At 70.1% G+C, this 18,603-nt stretch carries 15 protein-coding genes; 1 reads left to right on the top strand and 14 read right to left on the bottom strand.

All coding sequences use genetic code 11. The annotated features are described in order from the left end of the window. Nucleotides 1-87: 87 nt before the first annotated feature. Together dnaG and HRL41_RS09525 are read right to left on the bottom strand one after the other, a co-directional pair. Nucleotides 88-1,998, bottom strand: coding sequence for a DNA primase (gene dnaG, locus HRL41_RS09530; RefSeq protein ID WP_172136708.1), 1,911 nt, complete (start codon nt 1,996-1,998; stop codon nt 88-90). Between the two features lie 55 nt (nt 1,999-2,053). Continuing rightward, nucleotides 2,054-2,779: a hypothetical protein gene (locus HRL41_RS09525; RefSeq protein WP_172136706.1), complete on the bottom strand. Its 726-nt coding sequence runs from the start codon at nt 2,777-2,779 to the stop codon at nt 2,054-2,056. A 142-nt stretch (nt 2,780-2,921) separates the two neighbouring features. Between HRL41_RS09525 and HRL41_RS09520 the strand changes: the two genes are divergently transcribed. Continuing rightward, the gene (locus tag HRL41_RS09520) at nt 2,922-4,163 is read left to right on the top strand and encodes a deoxyguanosinetriphosphate triphosphohydrolase family protein (protein ID WP_172136704.1); all 1,242 of its coding nucleotides are present in this window, start codon (nt 2,922-2,924) and stop codon (nt 4,161-4,163) included. Between the two features lie 692 nt (nt 4,164-4,855). Here HRL41_RS09520 and rnhA read toward each other — a convergent pair. The 12 genes from rnhA to HRL41_RS09460 form a co-directional block, all read right to left on the bottom strand. After that, nucleotides 4,856-5,341 (bottom strand): ribonuclease HI, encoded by a 486-nt coding sequence (gene rnhA / locus HRL41_RS09515; RefSeq protein WP_172136702.1) that lies wholly within the window; start codon nt 5,339-5,341, stop codon nt 4,856-4,858. Between the two features lie 19 nt (nt 5,342-5,360). Continuing rightward, entirely contained in the window at nt 5,361-6,845 is a 1,485-nt protein-coding gene (locus tag HRL41_RS09510) for a helix-turn-helix transcriptional regulator (RefSeq protein ID WP_172136700.1), read from the bottom strand. A 137-nt stretch (nt 6,846-6,982) separates the two neighbouring features. Further along, nucleotides 6,983-7,285, bottom strand: a complete 303-nt coding sequence (gene tatA, locus HRL41_RS09505; RefSeq protein ID WP_172136698.1) for a twin-arginine translocase TatA/TatE family subunit — start codon at nt 7,283-7,285, stop codon at nt 6,983-6,985. A 381-nt stretch (nt 7,286-7,666) separates the two neighbouring features. After that, complete coding sequence (locus tag HRL41_RS09500; protein WP_165173013.1) at nt 7,667-9,814, bottom strand: sodium-translocating pyrophosphatase; 2,148 nt, start codon at nt 9,812-9,814, stop codon at nt 7,667-7,669. 203 nt (nt 9,815-10,017) lie between these two features. Next, a complete protein-coding gene (gene ribF / locus HRL41_RS09495; protein ID WP_172136697.1) occupies nt 10,018-10,941 on the bottom strand; it encodes a riboflavin biosynthesis protein RibF in 924 nt (307 codons plus the stop codon). Beyond that, nucleotides 10,928-11,938 (bottom strand): tRNA pseudouridine(55) synthase TruB, encoded by a 1,011-nt coding sequence (gene truB / locus HRL41_RS09490; RefSeq protein ID WP_172136695.1) that lies wholly within the window; start codon nt 11,936-11,938, stop codon nt 10,928-10,930. The genes ribF and truB overlap by 14 nt, the downstream gene beginning before the upstream one ends. Next, nucleotides 11,935-12,963 carry a bifunctional oligoribonuclease/PAP phosphatase NrnA gene (locus tag HRL41_RS09485; RefSeq protein WP_172136693.1) on the bottom strand — a complete coding sequence of 343 codons (1,029 nt, stop codon included), beginning with the start codon at nt 12,961-12,963 and terminating at the stop codon, nt 11,935-11,937. The genes truB and HRL41_RS09485 overlap by 4 nt, the downstream gene beginning before the upstream one ends. Before the next feature lie 6 nt (nt 12,964-12,969). Next, on the bottom strand, nt 12,970-13,404 hold the full coding sequence (rbfA, locus tag HRL41_RS09480) for a 30S ribosome-binding factor RbfA (protein ID WP_172136691.1): 435 nt from the start codon (nt 13,402-13,404) through the stop codon (nt 12,970-12,972). 99 nt (nt 13,405-13,503) lie between these two features. Then, the gene (gene infB / locus HRL41_RS09475) at nt 13,504-16,308 is read right to left on the bottom strand and encodes a translation initiation factor IF-2 (protein ID WP_172136689.1); all 2,805 of its coding nucleotides are present in this window, start codon (nt 16,306-16,308) and stop codon (nt 13,504-13,506) included. Between the two features lie 3 nt (nt 16,309-16,311). After that, nucleotides 16,312-16,608 (bottom strand): RNase P modulator RnpM, encoded by a 297-nt coding sequence (rnpM, locus tag HRL41_RS09470; RefSeq protein ID WP_172136687.1) that lies wholly within the window; start codon nt 16,606-16,608, stop codon nt 16,312-16,314. A gap of 24 nt (nt 16,609-16,632) precedes the next feature. Next, nucleotides 16,633-17,841 (bottom strand): transcription termination factor NusA, encoded by a 1,209-nt coding sequence (gene nusA / locus HRL41_RS09465; RefSeq protein ID WP_172136685.1) that lies wholly within the window; start codon nt 17,839-17,841, stop codon nt 16,633-16,635. A gap of 17 nt (nt 17,842-17,858) precedes the next feature. After that, the gene (locus HRL41_RS09460) at nt 17,859-18,329 is read right to left on the bottom strand and encodes a ribosome maturation factor RimP (protein WP_172136683.1); all 471 of its coding nucleotides are present in this window, start codon (nt 18,327-18,329) and stop codon (nt 17,859-17,861) included. Between the last annotated feature and the right edge of the window lie 274 nt (nt 18,330-18,603).

Genomic DNA, 18,603 nt, shown 5'->3' with positions numbered 1-18,603 from the left:
CGCGTGCCCGCTCGCACGCGGGTCCGCTCGCGCGCGGCCGTGCGGGCGCGGGCGGCCACGCTCCCGGGCGCGCCCCCAAGCCGCGCGCTAGTCGTGGTGGGGCTTGTGGGCGCTACGGCGCGCGGCGAGGTCCTTCTGCATGGCCACGAGGCTGTTGAACACGAAGTCGACCTCCTCGGGCGCCATGCCGCGCGCGTCGGCGAGCTGCGCCTTCAGGGAGGCCACGGCCTCCTCGGCGTCGCCGATGCCGAGCTCCTCGGACAGGTACGCGCACGCCGCGGCAGGCTCGATGCCCTCGCGCAAACGCGCGCTCGTGAGGACGCCCGCCGCCGCGGGGTTCTCCCGGGAGGCCGCGGCGATGATGCCCGCGGGCTCGGCCGCGGGGTTCTCCGCGAGCACGCCGAGCACGGCGGACGCGAGCGCGGCGTGCACCTCGCTGTGCCACTGGGTGCTCGCGAGCGCGTCGGCGTGCTCGAGCGCGAGCAGCGGGTGCTGAGCGAGCAGGCTCAGGAACTCGCGCTCGAAGCGCAGGCGGTTGCGCTCGCTCGGCGGCAGGCTGCGGAAGCGCTGCGCCGGCGTGGGGGCCGCGTTCCGGGGGACGTCGCCTGCGCCCGCGAAGCGCGCCTGGTCCTGCGCCCCGCCCTCGCGCGCCTCGGCATGCGCGTCGATGCGCGCCGGCGCCAGGTGCGCAAGCTGGTCGAGCACGTCCTGCTCGCGCGCGCGCACGCGCCCGGCGATCTGCACGGCGTAGTCCTTCGCCAGAAGCGAGTCCTTGATGGGCGCGAGCACCGAGAGCGCGTCGGCGAGCGCGCGCGTGCGCCCCTCGGCCGTGCCCAGGTCATGCGCGGCGAGCCGCCGCTCGATGCCGTAGGCCAGAAGCGGCTGCGCGTCGGCGATGAGCGCGTTCAGCGCGTCGGCCCCGCGCGCGGCCACGAACTCGGCCGGGTCGAGGTCGTCGGGCAGCGTCACGGCGCAGAGCTCGATCTTGCTCTTGCCCGCCTCGGGCGTCATGGACGCGTCGATGAACTGCAGCGCGCGGTCGGCGGCGCGCTGGCCGGCGGCGTCGCCGTCGAACAGGTACACGATCCTCCGCTGCGCGTGCCGCGAGAGGATGCGGATGTGCCGCAGCGTGAGCGCCGTGCCGAGCGTGGCCACCGCGTTTCTGATGCCGCCCTCGTGCAGCGCGATCACGTCGGTGTAGCCCTCCACCACCACGGCCGTGCCCGTCGAGGCCATCGCCGCCTTCGCCTTGTCGAGCCCGTAGAGCACGCTCGACTTGTGGAAGACGGGCGTCTCCTGCGAGTTGAGGTACTTCGGCTCGCCCGAGCCGATCACGCGGCCGCCGAACGCGATGCAGTCGCCCTGCGCGTCGAAGATGGGGAACATCACGCGGTTGTAGAAGCGGTCGCGCAGCCGCCCGTCGCGCCCGCGCGCGGCCACGTTCGCCTCGATCATCTCCTCGGCCGAGAACTTCTGCGCCGCAAGGTGCCGCACGAGCACGCCGCTTCCCGGCGCGTACCCGAGGTTCCAGCGGCGGGGCACCTCGCCGCCGAGGCCGCGGCCGGCCAGGTAGGCGCGCGCGGACGCGGCGCCCTGCGCGGGCGAGCGCATGAGCTGGGTGTGGTAGAACTCCGCCGTCCTCGCGCAGATGTCCTTCAGCCGCGCCTTCTTGCTCGACGAGGCGCCGCGCCCGCCCGCCTCCTTGATGTCGATGTGGGCGCGCTCGGCCAGCTTGCGCACGGCCTCGGGGAAGGTGAGGTCCTCGGTCTTCATGATGAAGCCGAACACGTCGCCGCCCTCGCCGCAGCCGAAGCAGTGCCACAGCTGCAGCGCCGGGTCGATCTTGAACGACGGCGTCTTCTCGTTGTGGAGCGGGCAGCAGCACCAGAAGTCGCGCCCGCGCTGCTTCACGGGCACGCGCTCGCCGATCACCGCCACGAGGTCGTTCGCCTCGCGCACGCGCGCGATGTCCTCCTCGCTGATGAAGCCCTCCGCCATGTGCCGCTGTCCCTTCCTGAGCTCTCGATCCCGCGCCGCCTCGTCGGCCGCCTCGCTACTTCTCGTTCTCGATCTTCCTGCGGCGGCGCTCCATGGCCGCGCGCAGCCCCGTCTCCTCGCCGCCCGTCTGGACGCGGTCCGCAGGCGGGGTCCAGGCGGCGTCGGCGAGCTCGTCATAGGCGCGCGCGGCCACCGACCGCGACGTGACCTGGATGGAGTTCACGTGCCCGTCCTCGAACTCGCGCGCGTACGTGCGCACGAGCGGCATCGCCGCCACCGCCGCGGCCGCGCCCGTCGCGCCCGCCGCCATGGTGAGCGCGTTGATGCCCGGCGTGCCCATCCCGAAGGCGGGCGCGAGCAAGTAGACGCCCAGGAGCGTGGCGACGACGCCCGCCGCCATGTAGCCCACCAGCGCGTAGGAAAGCGAGCGCATGACCCCCGCGTCGCCCTGCGTGACGCCGCAGGCGATGCCCACCACCGCGAGCGCGTCGAGGCTCACCGGGATGACGCTGGCGAGGTCGAGCACCCCCAGCGCGCACAAGACGCCGACAAGCGCGGTGGCCGCCAGCGCGAGGAGCGCCACGCGCCCGAACTTCGCGGCGAAGGGCAGCTCCTCGAAGGTGTCGAGGCGCTTGGTGCGCACGAGGCGCCCGTGCGGCGCACGCAGGCCGCCGCGGCGGCCTGCGCGCCCGAGCCCCGCCATCTCGCCGTTCTTCTGGAACGCAAAGCCCGCGGCGGCGAGCGCCACCGCGATGATCACGAAGAGGGTGAAACCCGACATGCCCCGCCTTTCCGCCTTATGCCCGCGCGGTCCGCACGCCAGGCGCCACGCATACCTTGAGGTTTTGCTTGCTCACAGTGTAGAACACCGCTGCGTTGAGGATACAATAAAGCGCAAACACCCCACGTGAGAAGAGGCGCCCATGACCCACCACGCCGCGCAGAGCATCCCCTACCTGACGCTCGACCCCGCCGTCGAGGCCGCCATCCGCGCCGACCGCGCCGCCGGGCGCATGCACCCCGCGCGCTTTCCCGACGAGGACGTCAAGCGCCGCGAGGACAACCCGCACGATGCGGCCACGCTTGCGCGCGGCGCCTTCACGCGCGACATCGAGAAGATCCTCAACGTGCCGGCCTACAACCGCTACGCGGGCAAGACGCAGGTCTTCTCGTTCGTGGAGAACGACGACATCTGCCGCCGCGGGCTGCACGTGCAGCTGGTGAGCCGCATCGCACGCGGCATCGGCGCGCTCCTGGGGCTGAACTGCGACCTCATCGAGGCCATCGCGCTCGGGCACGACGTGGGGCACACGCCCTTCGGGCACGCCGGCGAGCGCTTCCTGTCGAAGAGCCTGCACGCGCGCACGGGCCGCTACTTCAACCACAACGTGCACTCGGTGCGCGTGCTCGACGCCCTGTACCGCCGCAACGTCTCGCTGCAGACGCTCGACGGCGTGCTCTGCCACAACGGCGAGTTCTGCTGCCAGGTGCTGCGGCGCGGGGACACCGCGAGCTTCGAGGAGCTCGACGCGCTGGTCGAGGCATGCAGCGCCGACGAGCAGGCGATCGGCAGCCTGCGCCCCTCGACGCTCGAGGGATGCGTCGTGCGCGTGAGCGACATGATCGCCTACGTGGGGAAGGACCGCCAGGACGCGCTCGCGATGGGCGCGCTCCCCTCGCTCGACGCCTTCGAGAGCGACTACATCGGCGTGGACAACGCGCGCATCATCAACAACCTCACGGTGGACATCGTGAACGCGAGCTACGGGCGCGACGAGATCCGCATGAGCGAGGCGGCCTTCGCCGACCTCAAGCGCGCCAAGCGGCAGAACTACGAGCTCATCTACCTCAAGGAGGGCATGGTCGGCGACACGGAGAACGTCGTGGAGGAGATGTTCGAGGAGATGTACGCGCGCCTGCTCGGCGACCTCGCGCGCGGCGACGAGAGCTCGCCGGTGGTCACGCACCACGTGGCGTCCCTCACGCGCACCTCCCGCACCGTGCGCGCCGAGGACTACCTGGCGGGCGACCCCCACCAGATCGTGGTGGACTACCTGGCCTCCATGACCGACGCCTACTTCATGGCCCTCTACCGCCACCTCTTCCCCCAAAGCACCCGCCGCATCGTCACCCGCGCCTACTGCGCGAACCTCGAGGGCGCCTGACGATGGCAAGCGCGCGGCGCGGCGCCTCCTCTTAGGCGCCTGACGATAGCGCCTTTGCCCGGGCGGCCGACAACGCCCCCTTTCCGTCCTGAGCACCGACAACGCCCCTTTCGCATCCACAATTTCGAAAAGCTGGATGGAAAGAGGGCATTATCGGCGATCCGAGCCCCAGAAACCACCGACAACGGCGCTTTCACATCCACTTTTCCCGAGAAATCGCCGATAACGGTCCTTTTGCATCCAGGATCACCTGAGGGGTGGATGGAAAAGCGCCGTTGTCGGCAGCGTCGTCGGCGACTGACGGAAGGAGCACCTCGGGCCCCGCGTCGGACAGCCCGGCTTCTCAGGATGACAATGGGGGCAACGAGCTGCCTGAAATGACATGAGGAGGACAGCGGACTGCCTGAGAATGCCACAAGTGGTATCGCGGATACACGCCCTTCGAGTGCTCCGCTCAGGATGGCATAGGGAAGCAGCCAGCCGCCTGGAACAGCGTAAGAAGAGCGATCGATTGCTCAGGATGACTTAAAGGGTTCTCTCTCGGAGTGACGCGAGAAAGTGCGAACTCGGACGTGTGCGTCCGCGTCATAGCGCGCGGGAACGGCCAAACCTCGTGGCGTCAAAAGCAAGCGCGTCAGCGCTTCGCACTTTCTCGGCGACCGCGCTGCCGCGGGCACGCGGCGCGCTCACATCTAGGCGCCGTCGAAACCGGCGTCTTCCAGCAGGCCCTCCCCGTCGGCGGCGGCGGTGGCGAGCTCGTCGCAGCGCTCGTTCTCGGGGTGCCCCGCGTGCCCCTTCACCCACACGAACGTCACGCAGTGGGGCCTCTTCGCCTCGAGCAGGCGCTTCCACAGGTCGACGTTCTTCACGGGCTGCTTACTCGCGTTCTTCCAGCCGCGCTTGAGCCAGCCGTCGACCCAGTGCTGGTTGAACGCGTTCACCACGTACTGCGAGTCGGAGTAGAGCGTCACGTCGCAGGGCCGCTTGAGCGCCTCGAGCGCCACGATCACGCCGAGGAGCTCCATGCGGTTGTTGGTGGTGCGCGCGTAGCCCTGCGAGAGCTCGCGCTCGTGGAGCGTCCCCGCGCTGTCGCGGAACTGCAGCACGGCGCCATAGCCGCCCGGACCCGGGTTGCCGCGCGACGAGCCGTCGGTGAATATCGTCACGGATTGCGGCATGATGCGCCCCCTCGCTTCCCTACTTCGCGCCGCGGACGGCGGCCTCGGTGCGCTCGCCGAGGTCAATGAGCTCCTGGCGGCTGTGGACGCCGCACTTCGCGTAGATGCGGCGCAGATGCGTGTCGACGGTGTTCTTCGTGATGAACAGCTCGGCGGCCATCCGCTCGCTCGTGCGCCCGCGCAGGGCGAGGGGCAGGATCTCCGCCTCGCGCTTCGAGAGGCCCGCGTCGGCGGCTATGCGCGCGCAGGCCGCGTCGAACACGTCGACGTCCTCCACCACGATGGAGAGCGCCCTCAGGTCGCGCTCGGTGAACAGGAACAGAAAGCCGTAGAGCACGGCGATCCCCGCGAGCGCGAGGCCCGTCGCCTCCATGCTCGCGAAGCCGAGGCCCTCGAGCGCGTTGCCCGCCACCAGGCCCACCACCTCGCCCGCGAACAGCGCCGTGAAGCCGCGCGCGAACGCGCCCGCCGCGTCGCGCCCGCCGAGGCGCCCCATCACCAGGAAGAGCGACGCCAGCACGGCCAGCACGGCGAGGAAGCCCGCGAGCACCACGGCCTCGCCCAGGTCGTTCAGCTCGCCGAGCGCGAGCGTGAGCAGAAGGCCCGCCGCCATGAGCAGCACGGCGAGGCGGTACGCGCCGTCAAGCGGCCCACCCTCCTTCGCCTTCGCGTCGTCCTCGCGCGCCGGCAGGATGGCGCGCACGCCCGCGAGCGGGTGGTCGCCGAAGAGCTGGAGCGCGGCCAGGCAGTAGACCACGAGCAGGAGCAGCATGAGCGCGGGCGCGGCGAACGCGGGCTCCCCCGCGCCGTAGCGGAACGCCTCCACGAGCCCCGCCGCAAAGCCGTATATGGAAGTGCCCGCGATGATGCGGACGCTCAGCGCGCTCGCCTCCTCGCTCTCAGGCGCGGGAGCCGCCGGGTCGGCCTCGGGCGCCTCGGGGCCGGCCTCCGCGCCCAGGCGTCGCGCGAGCGCGCGGTAGAGAAGCGCGCTCGCAAGCGGCAGCAGCGCGAGCAGGGCGTTTGCGTTGCGCACGGGCACGGCGTCGAAGGCGAACCCCACGGCCGCGCCGAGCGCCGCGCTGATGAACACCATGGGCACCGAGCGCTCGATGGGCTCGTCGCCGAGGAGGCGCCCCCACGCGCACAGAAGCACGCCCGCGGGCAGCCCCACGCACACGCCCCCGAGGACAAGCCGGCAGAGGGGGTCGATCGCGACGCGCAGCATGAGCGAGCCGGCGGCCGCCGCAACGGACAGGGGGATGAGCGTGCGCGCCGAGAACAGCGCCGCGCGCCGCTCGGGGCCGGCCGCGCGCACGCACGAGAACGCGAGCAGCATGAACAAGAGCACGCTTGCGAGGTCGGCGCGCACAAACCCGAAGGCCGCGCGCGACTGCGCGCCGAACGAGTCGAGGAACAGCGCCGCGAACACGAACCCGAGGCAGCTCGCGAAGCCGCCGATGGAAAGCCGCGCGCGCTGCGCGCGCGACAGGGCCGCGTCCTCCATCGTCTCCCCTCCTTCGCTCGCGGGTGGTTTCAGTCACAGCTCGCCTGTTTCAATCACAGCTTGCCATTGTAACCGAACCGCGCGCAAAAGAGGGCCTGCCGCGCAACCGCGCGCATGCGATGGCGGAGAGGGAAGCGCTACTCCTCGGGGGAGGCGACCTTCTTCTTCACCACGCGCCTCACCTTGGGCTTGGCCTCCTCGACCGGCGAGTCCTCGACCACCTCGACCGCCTCGAGCTTCTCCACCTTCTCGACGACGGCCTCCTCGACGACCTCGTCGTCCTTCTTCGCCTCGTCGCCGTCTTCCATGCCCTTGCGCAGGCCCTTGATGCCCTTGCCGATGGCGTTGCCGAGCTTCGGGAGGTTCTTGGGCCCGAAGATGAGCAGAACGACGACCAAGATGATGACGAGCTCCGGAACGCCCAGACCGAGGATCTTCATACCAGCAAACTCCTTCTTTCCCGCGCGCCGCACGGCGCGCCCTTTCGCTAACGTGGCGCCAGTATGCCCCGACGCCCGCCCTGCGCGCTATCACGCAAACGGGTGATTTTTCCGCCCGCACGCGGGGAGACCGCATCACCCGTTTGCGTGACAAGCCGCGTTTCCGCAGGTGAGGCGCTTAATCGCCGCCAGACGGCCCGCAGAGGCCAATGTCATCGCCGCCCCGAGCCCGCCGCGCTCGCGCAGATCCGCACACACCCCCTGCGGCAGCCTTCCTCGCAGCGCCAGCGTTCACCACGCCCGCATCTTCCGCGCGTGGCAGCAAAAAAGGGCGCCTCGCAAACCGCGAGGCGCCCCTGGCTCAACCTTCAGCAGGAAGGCTCAGAGCATGGCCTGGATGGTGATGAACAGCGGCGAGAAGGTGAGCGCCACGATGGTCATCAGGTTGATGAGGATGTTCATCGACGGGCCCGAGGTGTCCTTGAACGGGTCGCCCACGGTGTCGCCCACGACGGCGGCCTTGTGGGCCGCGGAGCCCTTGCCGCCATGGTAGCCCTGCTCGATGTACTTCTTCGCGTTGTCCCACGCGCCGCCGGCGTTGCTCATGAAGATGGCCATCAGCATGCCCGTGGACACGGCGCCGGCGAGGAAGCCGCCGAGCATGGCCGGGTTGAAGCAGCCGATGGCGACCGGAACCACGATGGCGATGATGCCGGGGGTCATCATCTCGCGCAGCGCGCTCGTGGTGGAGATGCCCACGCACTTGTCGTACTCGGGCTCGGCCTTGTACTCCATGATGCCGGGGATCTCGCGGAACTGGCGGCGCACCTCCTCGACCATCGCGTGAGCCGCGCGCGACACCGCGCCCATGGTGAGCGCCGCGAACATGAACGGCATCATGGCGCCGATGAAGATGCCGGCAACGATCAGCGGGTCGGTCAGCGTCAGCGAGAACGCGGGGATGGAGTGGTGCATGGTCGCCTGGAACGAGACGAACAGCGAGATGGCGGACAGGCCCGCAGAGGAGATCGCGAAGCCCTTCGCGATGGCCGCCGTGGTGTTGCCCACCGCGTCGAGCGAGTCGGTGCGGTCGCGCACCTCCTCGGGCAGGCCGGCCATCTCGGCGATGCCGCCCGCGTTGTCGGCCACGGGGCCGTACGCGTCGACGCCGATGGTGATGGCGGTGTTGGAGAGCATGCCCGTGGCGGCGAGGCCCACGCCGAACAGGCCCACGGCGATGCCGCCCTCAGCCGTCGCGTTGGGGAACGCCAGGTTGCCGAACGTGTACGCGCCGATGATGGCGAGCGCCACGAGCACGATGGGGGCGATGGTGGACAGCATGCCCGTGCCGATGCCCTCGATGATGACCGTGGCCGCGCCCGTCTCAGCGGACTCGGCGATCTTGTGGACCGGCTTGTACTTGTCGGAGCAGAAGTACTCGGTGATCTTGCCGATGGCGAGGCCGGCGACGAGGCCGCAGATCACGGAGCCGAACAGCCAGAGGGGCTGCGCCTCGGTCGACTGGGAGTCCCACATGAGGAAGATGCAGAAGATCACGATGATCTCGAGGCCGGCGGCCAGGTACGTGCCGCGGTTCAGGGCCTTGTGCAGCGCGGCGCCCTCCTTGGTGCGCACTGCGAACAGGCCGATGATCGAGGTGATGATGCCGCAGGCCGCGATGACGACCGGCGTCACGACGGCCCAGATGAGGTCGCCCGTGGCGAAGTACCCGCCGAGCGAGCCGAAGGTGGCGGCCAGGATGGTGGGGGCGAGGATCGCGCCGGTGTAGGACTCGAAGAGGTCGGCGCCCATGCCGGCCACGTCGCCCACGTTGTCGCCCACGTTGTCGGCGATGGTGGCGGGGTTGCGCGGGTCGTCCTCGGGGATGCCGGCCTCGACCTTGCCCACGAGGTCGGCGCCCACGTCAGCGGCCTTCGTGTAGATGCCGCCGCCCACGCGGGCGAACAGGGCCACGGCGGACGCGCCGGTGGCGAAGCCCTCGACCATGCCCACGTTGTGGTGCACGAGCGACATGAAGTCAGCGGTGAGCTGGGAGGGCGACACGCCGGCCATCATGCTGAACACGAGCGCGATGAGCCACAGCGAGAGGCCCATGAGGGCGAACGAGGCCACGCACAGGCCCATGGTGAGGCCCGACTTGAAGCTCACGTTGAGCGCCTTGGCGACCGACTCCTCGGCGGCGTGCGCCGTGCGCGTGTTGGCGCGCGTGGCGACGTGCATGCCCACGTAGCCCGCCGCGGCCGAGAGCACGCCGCCGGTCACGAACGCGAGCGCCGTGAGGGGAGACAGCGCCACGGCCATCACGACGGCCACGACGGCCATGAAGATGATGAGCAGCTTGTACTCGCTCATCAGAAACGCCTTGGCACCCTGCTGGATCTTCACAGAGATGCTGTTCATCTTCTCGGAGCCCGGGTCCTGCTTGAGCACCCAGCCTCCGAGGTAGCCTGCCACGCATATGCCGATGAGTGCGCAAATGGGGGCGAGCCATGCGACCTGTGTAGTCACTTGTGTCCTCCTTGACTTTTTTGCAACACCGCGAGGGTGTCGGTACGACCTTCCAGCTCGGCATTCTCAGCTGAAAACAATATTTGAGACATTCTAAAGTATTTGAAGGAATTGTGAAGCCCTCTTCCGCGCTTTATTGGGCGAAAGAACAAAACGCGCGGGCGCCTTGGCGCCCTCAGCGCCCTCAGCGCCTCCCCGCTTCCCTACAGGTTCTCGCGCACCCAGGCGATGTTGCCGTTGACGGTGCTGATGAGGTCCTCGAGCGTGGCGAATGTCATCATGGGGCGCAGCCAGCTCATGAACTCGAGCTCGACCACGTCCCCGTAGAGGTCGCCCGAGAAGTCCAGGATGTGCGCCTCGACGTTGGCGAGGGCCACGCCTTCGAAGGTGGGCGACACGCCGACCGACACCGCCGCCTTGTAGCGCACGCCGCCGACGTGCGCGTACGCCGCGTAGACGCCGTCGCCGAGCGCGCGCAGCTCGTCGGGCACGTGCAGGTTCGCCGTGCGAAAGCCCATGTCGCGCCCTTCGCCGCGCCCGGGCTGCACCACGCCGGCCATGCGGTAGGGCGCGCCGAGCAGGCGCGCGGCCTGGCCCACCGCCCCCTCTTGCAGAAGGCCCCGGATGCGCGTGGCGGTGACCGGCGCGCCGTCGAGCTCGAGCAGGTCATGGGGGGCCACGAGCATCCCGTGGCGCGCCCCCCAGCGCTCGAGCACGCCGACGTCGCCCGAGGCGCGCGCGCCGAAGCGGAAGTCGCGGCCCACGAAGAGCGCGGCGGGCACGTGCGCGTCGCCGAAGGCGCGCTCGAGGAACGCCTCGGGCTCAAGGGCGGCGAAGTCCCGCGTGAAGGCGAGGGCGACCACGTCGTCGACGCCCTCGAGCTCGCAGAGCGCCTGCAGGCGCTGCTCGTTGGACATGAGCTTGCGCAGCTCCCCCGCCGCGAACACCTCGTCGGGGTCGCGGTCGAACGTCACCACGACGGCACGCGCGCCGAGCTCGCGCGCCTTGCGCACGGCCTCGCCGATGATGAAGCGGTGGCCTGCGTGCACGCCGTCGAACACGCCGAAGGCGCACGAGGCGCCCGCGAAGAGCGATGCGTCGAAGTCCTTGGCCCTATAGGTCGCCACGGCTCACCCCCGTCTGGAACACGCAGCGCGTCTTGTAGCGCCGCGATGCGCCGTCATACTCGTAGATGCCCGCGAGCTTGTTGCCCGCCACCACGGCGACGAGCTCGCCGGGGCGCACGTCCTCGCAGCTCTCGCGCACGCCCGCCGTGCAGGCGCACATCTCGAGCGCGCTCGGGCCGAACCGGCGCTCGCAGAGCGCAAGCGCGTCCTTCGGCAGCTGGTTGCCGTTCGCCACCGCGCGCTCGACGGCGGCGTCCGCGAAGGCGAAGCGCAGGCCGAGCAGCCGGACGGGGTCGAGCGCCGCGCGGGTCCCCACCTCGGCGAGCGTCTCGAGGCTCACGCACTCGTCGAGCGTGAGGTTGCCCACGCTCGTGCGCCGCAGGCTGCCCACGTGCGCCGCGCAGCCGAGCGCCGCGCCGATGTCGCGCGCGAGCGAGCGGATGTAGGTGCCCTTCGACACGTGGAACGCGATCTCCCACGCCGGCGGCTCGGACGCGTCGGCGCCGTAGACGCCCCGGAGCTCGGCGGCGTACACCTCGATGTCGCGCGGCTCCATGCTGATGATGTTGCCGCGGCGCGCCTCGTCGCACGCCTTCCTGCCGTTGACCTTGATGGCCGAGTACACGGGCGGGAGCTGCTTGGACGCGCCCACGAGCGAGGAGACGAAGGAGGCGGCGAAGAACGGGTCGAGCACCTCGTCGGGCACGGGAGAGGTGCGGATGACCTCGCCCTGCGCGTCGTCGGTGTCGGTGGCCGCGCCGAACGCCACGCGCACCACGTAGCGCTTGTCGTGCCCCGTGAGGTAGGCGTCGAGGCGCGTGGCCGGGCCCACGCAGATGGGCAGCACGCCCGAGGCCAGAGGGTCGAGCGTGCCGGTGTGCCCCACGCGCCGCTCGCCGAAGATGCGCCGGCAGCGGTTCACCACGTCATGCGAGCTCATGCCGCTCGGCTTGTCCACGCCGACGACGAGGCAGAGCCCCGACTCCCCGCGCCTCATGCCGCGTCCTCGCCAAGCTCGACGGCCTCAAGGCGGCGCGTGACCGCGTCGAGCGCGCCCTCGATGCCCGCGGGCAGGGTGAAGCCCGCGGCCGCCCTGTGCCCGCCGCCGCCGAACTCGCGCGCGATGGCCGCCACGTCGGTGTCGTCCTTGGCGCGGAAGCTCCCGCGCACCTCGCCGCCCTGGTCGCGCAGCATGCACGCCACGCGCACGCTGCCGATGGAGCGCAGCACGTCGACGAGCGGCTCGGCGTCGGCCTTCACGGCGCCGAGGCGCGCCATGTCCTCCTGCGTGATCCAGCTCACCGCCACGCGCCCCTCCCTGAGCAGGCGCATGCGCGACACCGCGATCCCCTCGAGCTGCACCGAGGCGAGCGTGCGGCTCTGGTACACCTCGCGCGCCACGCCGGCCGGGTCGGCGCCGGCGGCCACCATCTGCGCCGCGGCGGCGAAGCACGCGTGGTCGGCGTTCTGGTACTGGAAGCGCCCCGTGTCGGTCACGAGGCCCGCGTACGCGCAAGCCGCCAGCTGCGGCAGGCGCGCGCGGCCCTCCTCGCCGAGCAGGTGCGCCGCAAGCTCCCACACGAGCATGCTCGTGGAGGCGGCGTCGGGGTCGGTGTAGCTCAGGTCCGACATGCGCTCGGGCACGGCGTGGTGGTCGACGGTGACGCTCAGCGCCGAGGCGGCGTGGAGCGCGGCGGCGTCCGGCCCGAGGCGCTCGGGCGTGGGCACGTCGACGGCCACGAACACCGCGGGCGCCGCGGCATGCTCGCCTGCGTACGCCGCGGCGGGCGTCATGTCGGCGAGGCCCGGCAGGAAGCCGAGCGAGGCGCCTATCGGGTCGTCCTTGGCGAGCAGGCAGGTGGCGCGCTTGCCGAGCGCGCGCAGCGCGTGCGCGAGCGCGAGCTGCGAGCCGAGGCAGTCGCCGTCGGGGTTGACGTGCCCGCAGATGACGAAGTCGTCATGCTGCCTGAGCGCCTCGGCGATGGCCGGGAGCGTGGTGTTCGTCTGGGGTGTGACGCTCATGCAGGCCTACTCGCCCGCAGCCGCAGCGGCGTCGTCCCCGGCGGCGCCAGCCCCTGCGCCCGCCTCCGCTTCCGCGGCCTCCGCCTCGGCCGCGCCGAGGTTGCGCTCGCGGTCGCGGTCGAGCGCGTAGGCGATGGACTCCGCCTCGTCGACCGAGCGGTCCAGGTGGAAGCGCAGCTCGGGGGCCACGCGCCACGAGAGCTTCTTCGCCATGAGCGAGCGGATGCGCCCGCGCGCCGCCGCGAACGCCGCCTCCACCTCCTCGTAGCGCTCGGGCTCGGTGGTGTAGAACACGTTGCACGCGCTGCGGTCGTAGCTCACCTCGCAGCCGGTGATGGTGACCAGGTGCAGGCGCGGGTCGGAGATCTCGAAGAGCATGATCGACGCGATCACCTCGCGGGCCTGCTCGTTAACCTTGCGGTTGGAAGCACCCTGTTTCACGGTGCACCTCCTTGTCGTCTATCTAAGAGAAGGCTACCAGATCCCCCGGACCCAGTAGCCTCACAAGTTCGTCACGTCCAATCGGTTGGAGGGATGCACCTACTCCGTGCGCTCCACTTCCTTGACCTGGTAGCCTTCGATGGTGTCCCCCACCTTGAGGTCCTGGAACTTCTCGATGCCGATGCCGCACTCGTAGCCCTGCTTCACGGACTTCACGTCGTCCTTGAAGCGGCGCAGCGACGCCAGCGTGCCCTCGAAGATCACCGTGCCGTCGCGCACGATGCGCACCTTGTCGTCGCGGTTGATCTCGCCCTCGACGATGTAGCAGCCGGCGATGGTGCCCACCTTCGGCACCTTGAAGGTCTCGCGGATCTCGGCGATGCCGGTGTCCTCCTCCACGATGTCGGGCGAGAGCAGGCCCACGCGCGCGGCGTTGATGTCCTCGATGGCCTGGTAGATGACGCGGTACAGGCGGATGTCCACCTTCTCCTTCTCGGCCTGGGCCTTCGACTTGCCCGTCGGGCGCACGTTGAAGCCGATGATGATGGCGTCGGAGGCCGCTGCCAGCGTGACGTCGGTCTCGGTGATGCCGCCCACGGCCGAGTGCACGATGTTGATGCGCACCTCGGACTGGTCCATCTTCTCGAAGGCGTCGCGCAACGCCTCGATGGAGCCCTGCACGTCGGCCTTCACGATGAGGTTGAGGTCGGTCTGCTTGCCCTCCTCGATGCGGTTGAACAGGTCGTCGAGGCTCATGTGGCTCTTCGTCTCCTGCGCGGCCAAACGCTCGCGCAGCGCGCGCTCCTCGGCGAGCTTGCGGGCGTCGCGCTCGTCCTCGAACACGCGGAACTCGTCGCCCGCGGTCGGCACCGACGAGAGGCCGAGGACCTCGACCGGGTCGGCCGGGAGCGCCTCGGCCACGTGCTCGCCGCGCGGGCTGATGAGCGCGCGGACGCGGCCGTAGGAGGTGCCCGCCACCAGCACGTCGCCGGTGTGCAGGGTGCCGCGCTGGATGAGCACGGTGGCCACCGGGCCGCGGCCCTTGTCGAGGTTGGCCTCGATCACGAAGCCGGACGCCTCGGCGTCGGGGTTCGCCTTGAGCTCGAGCACGTCGGCCTGCAGCAGGATGGTCTCGAGCAAGTCGTCGATGTGCAGCTTCTTCTTCGCCGAGACCTCGACGAACATGTTGGTGCCGCCCCACTCCTCGGGGATGACGCCGTGCTCGACGAGCTCCTGGCGCACGCGGTCGGGGTTGGCGCCGGGCTTGTCGATCTTGTTGACGGCGACCACGATGGGCACGTTGGCGGCCTTCGCGTGGTTGATGGCCTCGATGGTCTGCGGCATGACGCCGTCGTCAGCGGCCACCACGAGCACGATGACGTCGGTCACCTGGGCGCCGCGGGCGCGCATGGCGGTGAACGCCTCGTGGCCCGGGGTGTCGATGAAGGTGATCTGGCGGCCGTCGATGTTCACCACCGAGGCGCCGATGTGCTGGGTGATGCCGCCGGCCTCGGAGGCCACCACGCCGGTGTGGCGGATGGCGTCGAGCAGCGACGTCTTGCCGTGGTCGACGTGGCCCATGACGGTGACCACCGGCGGGCGCGGCTTGAGGTCGTCCTCGGAGTCGTTGTACACCACGGCGTACTCCTCCTCGGGCGACACCACGCGCACCTTGCGGCCCATGTCGTCGGCGATGAGCTCGATCAGCTCGTCGCTCATGGACTGCGTGAGCGTGAGCACCTGGCCGAGCATGAACAGGCGCTTGATCACGTCGTTGGGCTGAACGCCGAGGACCTCGGAGAACTTGGCGACCGTGGCGCCCTGGGGCACCTCGACCACGCTCTCGTCGAGCACGAGCTCGGGGTCGAGCCCGCGCTCGATGGCCTCCATCTCGGCGCGCTCGCGCGCCTCGGCCTCGCGCTTCTCCTTGCGCTTCTTGCGGCGCCCCTCGCCCTCGTGCGTGGTGGCGGCGGCCACCGCCGCGCGCGCCTCGGCGAGCACCTTGTCGCGCTGGAGCTTCTCGGCCTGCACGGCCATCTGCGCGTAGCGGTCCTCGCCCTTGGGCGTCAGGGCCTCGAGCTCGGGAACCACCTGCACGCCGCGCTTGCCCTTCTTGCCGCGGGCGGCCTGCGCGCCGGCGTTCGCGCCGCCGCGGTTGCCGCGGTTGGCACCGCCGCCGCGGGAGGCCGCGCCCTGGGCCTTCTTGGCCTGGGCCTGCGTCTCCTTCTGGGCCTCGATGCGCTGCTTCTCAGCCTCGATCTGCGAGAGCAGCGAGCTGAAGTTGGAGGCGCGCTTGGGAGCCGGGGCGGGCGCGTGCTCGCGGGTCGCGGGCGCCGCGTGGTGGGCGGAGGACTTGGCGCCCTTGCCCTTGCGGTTGCGCAGCGCCTCCTCGACGGCCTGCTTCTTGGCCACCTCGGCCGCGGCCTTGCGGGCGCGCTCGCGGGCGCGCGACGCGGCCTTCTCGCGCTCGACGCGCTCCTTCTCGGAGGCGATCTGCGCGCTGAGCGACTCGAAGCCCGACGACACCGGGGCCTTCTTGAGCGGCTTCTTCGCAGGCTCCGCGGGCTGCTCGGCGCCGCCCTTCTCGGCGCGGAAGGCGCGGGCGGCCTCGCGCTCGGCGAGCTCCTTCTCCACCGCGGCGCGGCGGGCGGCCTCCTCCTCGGCCTTCTTGCGCGCAGCCTCGGCCTGCTCCTTCTTGAACGCGGCCTCCTCCTCGGCGGCAAGCTGGCCCGCGCGCTGCTTGATCTCGGGCGCGAGGTTCTTGCGGATCTTGTCGACATAGGCATCGGCGAGCACGCTCGCATGCGACTTTGCCGGGATCTTCATCTCATGAAGGCGATCGAGCAGATCCTTGCTCGTCATGTCAAATTCCTTCGCCAACTCATGTACACGCATGCTGGCCATATATCACTCCTCTGTCTTGTCGATATCGACGCCGCAACCGCGGGCAAGCTCGTCCGCGATCCTGGTGTAATCATCCTCGTTCAGCTTGCAGCGGAGGGCGCGGTCGAGCTTGCGGCCCTTCCAGGCGCGGGCGAAGCAGTCGCTTGAGCACACGTACGCGCCGCGCCCGGCGGCGCGCCCCGTGGGATCATAGGAGACGGTGCCGTCAGACGCGCGCACCACGCGATGCAGGGATGCCTTCCCCGCCTGCGTGCCGCAGCCGATGCAGCTGCGCTGCCGTTTCTTCGTCTCCTGCATCATCATGCCGCCTCGCCGCCTGAAGCCCTATGCCTCGTCGAGGTCGGCGTGAACGCCGCAGTAGCGGCTGTTCGGACGGGCGTGGTTGCGGCAGCGGGAGCCGTCCTCGCCCACGTAGATGCAGAAGTCGTCGTCCTCGACGTCATCCTCGTCGATGAGCTCGTTCTCGAAGCCGTCGAGCATGCTCGAGAAGCTCGCCGACTTGATGTCGATGTGCCAGCCCGTGAGGCGCGCGGCGAGGCGGGCGTTCTGGCCCTCCTTGCCGATGGCCAGCGAGAGCTGGTCGTCGGGGACCACCACGGTGGCGTAGTGGTTCGGCTCGTCGATGGTCACGTGCGACACCTTCGCCGGCGACAGCGCGTTGGCCACGTAGACGGCCGGGTCGTCGTTCCACTGGATCACGTCGACGCGCTCGTTGCGCAGCTCCTCGACCACCATGCGGACGCGGCTGCCCTTCGGGCCCACGCAGGCGCCGACCGGGTCGAGGTTCGCCTCGCGGGAGGCCACGGCGACCTTGGAGCGCGCGCCGGGCTCGCGGGCGATGGACTTGATCTCCACCACGCCGTCGTAGATCTCGGGGACCTCGATCTCGAACAGGCGGCGGATCAGGTCAGGATGGGTGCGCGACACCACGATGGGCGGGCGCGCCTGCTCGCCGCGGGCGCGGGGGGCGTCGGAGTTCGGGTCGCGCACCTCGATGATGAGCACCTTGATGCGCTGGTTGTGGCGGTAGTGCTCGTTGGACGGGCGCTCGTTGCGCTCGCCGTTGGAGCGCTTCACGTCGTAGTGCGGCAGCTCGGCCTCGACGCCGTCGCGGATCTTGATGATGGTGAAGTCCGGCGTGCCCTGCAGCACCGTGCCCGTGACCAGGTCCCCCACGCGGTCGGAGAACTCCTCGTAGATGGACTGGCGGCCGGCGTCGCGCACGATGGACGAGATGACGCTCTTGGCGTTCTGGGCGGCGATGCGGCTCACGTCGTCGGGCGTGACGTCGCGCTCCTCGAACTCGGCGTACTCGCCGGTCTCCTCGTCGGGCTCGCCGACGGGCACGAGCTCGTACACGTAGATGTGGCCGGTCTGGCGGTCGATGGTCACGCGCGCGTCCCACTCGAGGTCCAGGATATGCTGATAGCTCTTCGCCAGCGACGCCTCCAGGCGCTCGATCAGGTAAAACTCGTCGATCTTGCGCTCGTGGGCCAACGCCTGCAGAGCCTCGATCAGTTCTGAAGTTGCCATCGTCTTCGCTTTCCTTCCTATGAGCTGAAGTCGATCGTGCCCTTCACGCGGGCACGTTTGATAACACCGAGGGGCACGCGGACCTGCGTGCCGTCGACGTCAAGCGCGACGTCGTCGCCGACCATGCCGCACAGCTCGCCGGTAAGCGAGCTGCGGCCGTCGACGGGGCTCTTGGTCTTAACGCAGACCGTCTCGCCGGCGAAGCGCTCGAAGTGCTCGCGCGTGCGCAGCGGGCGGTCGATGCCGGGAGAGGATACCTCGAGCACGTACGCCCCGGGGAACGGGTCGATCACCTCGAGGATGTCTCCCATCCACTTCTGGGAGGCGGCGAGCACGTCGAAGCTCACGCCGCCGTCCGCGTCGACGTACACGCGGATGGTCGGGGACTTCTTGGCCCCCACCACCTCGATGGTGACGATCTCGATGCCCTCCTGAGCCGCCCGCGGCTCAAGCGCCTCAAGCAGCTTTCTCTCTTTCGCGCTGAGCACGCGCACCTCCTCTGACCTCGCGTCGGACCTGACGTCTCGCGCTGAAGTGCCCTAACAACAAAAGAAAGCGGGACAAGCCCACTTTCCTCGAAAACGAAAAGTATTAAGCGCACCAGCGCGACAGTGTTAGTCATGATAACACAGGATCCGCGGGATTCCAAGCCCCCACGCAGGGGAAATTGAGGGAGCGCGGGACGGGGGCAGCCGCGGCGGCAGGACGAGGCAAGCGCGGGACGGGGGCGGCGCGGGCGCGGGCGCTGCCCGCCGGCGCCCC

This window comes from Adlercreutzia sp. ZJ473 (assembly GCF_013185065.1).
Taxonomy (GTDB): domain Bacteria; phylum Actinomycetota; class Coriobacteriia; order Coriobacteriales; family Eggerthellaceae; genus CAAEEV01.
Note: the sequence above shows the minus strand (reverse complement) of the source record. Positions and strands in the feature narration are given on the sequence as shown.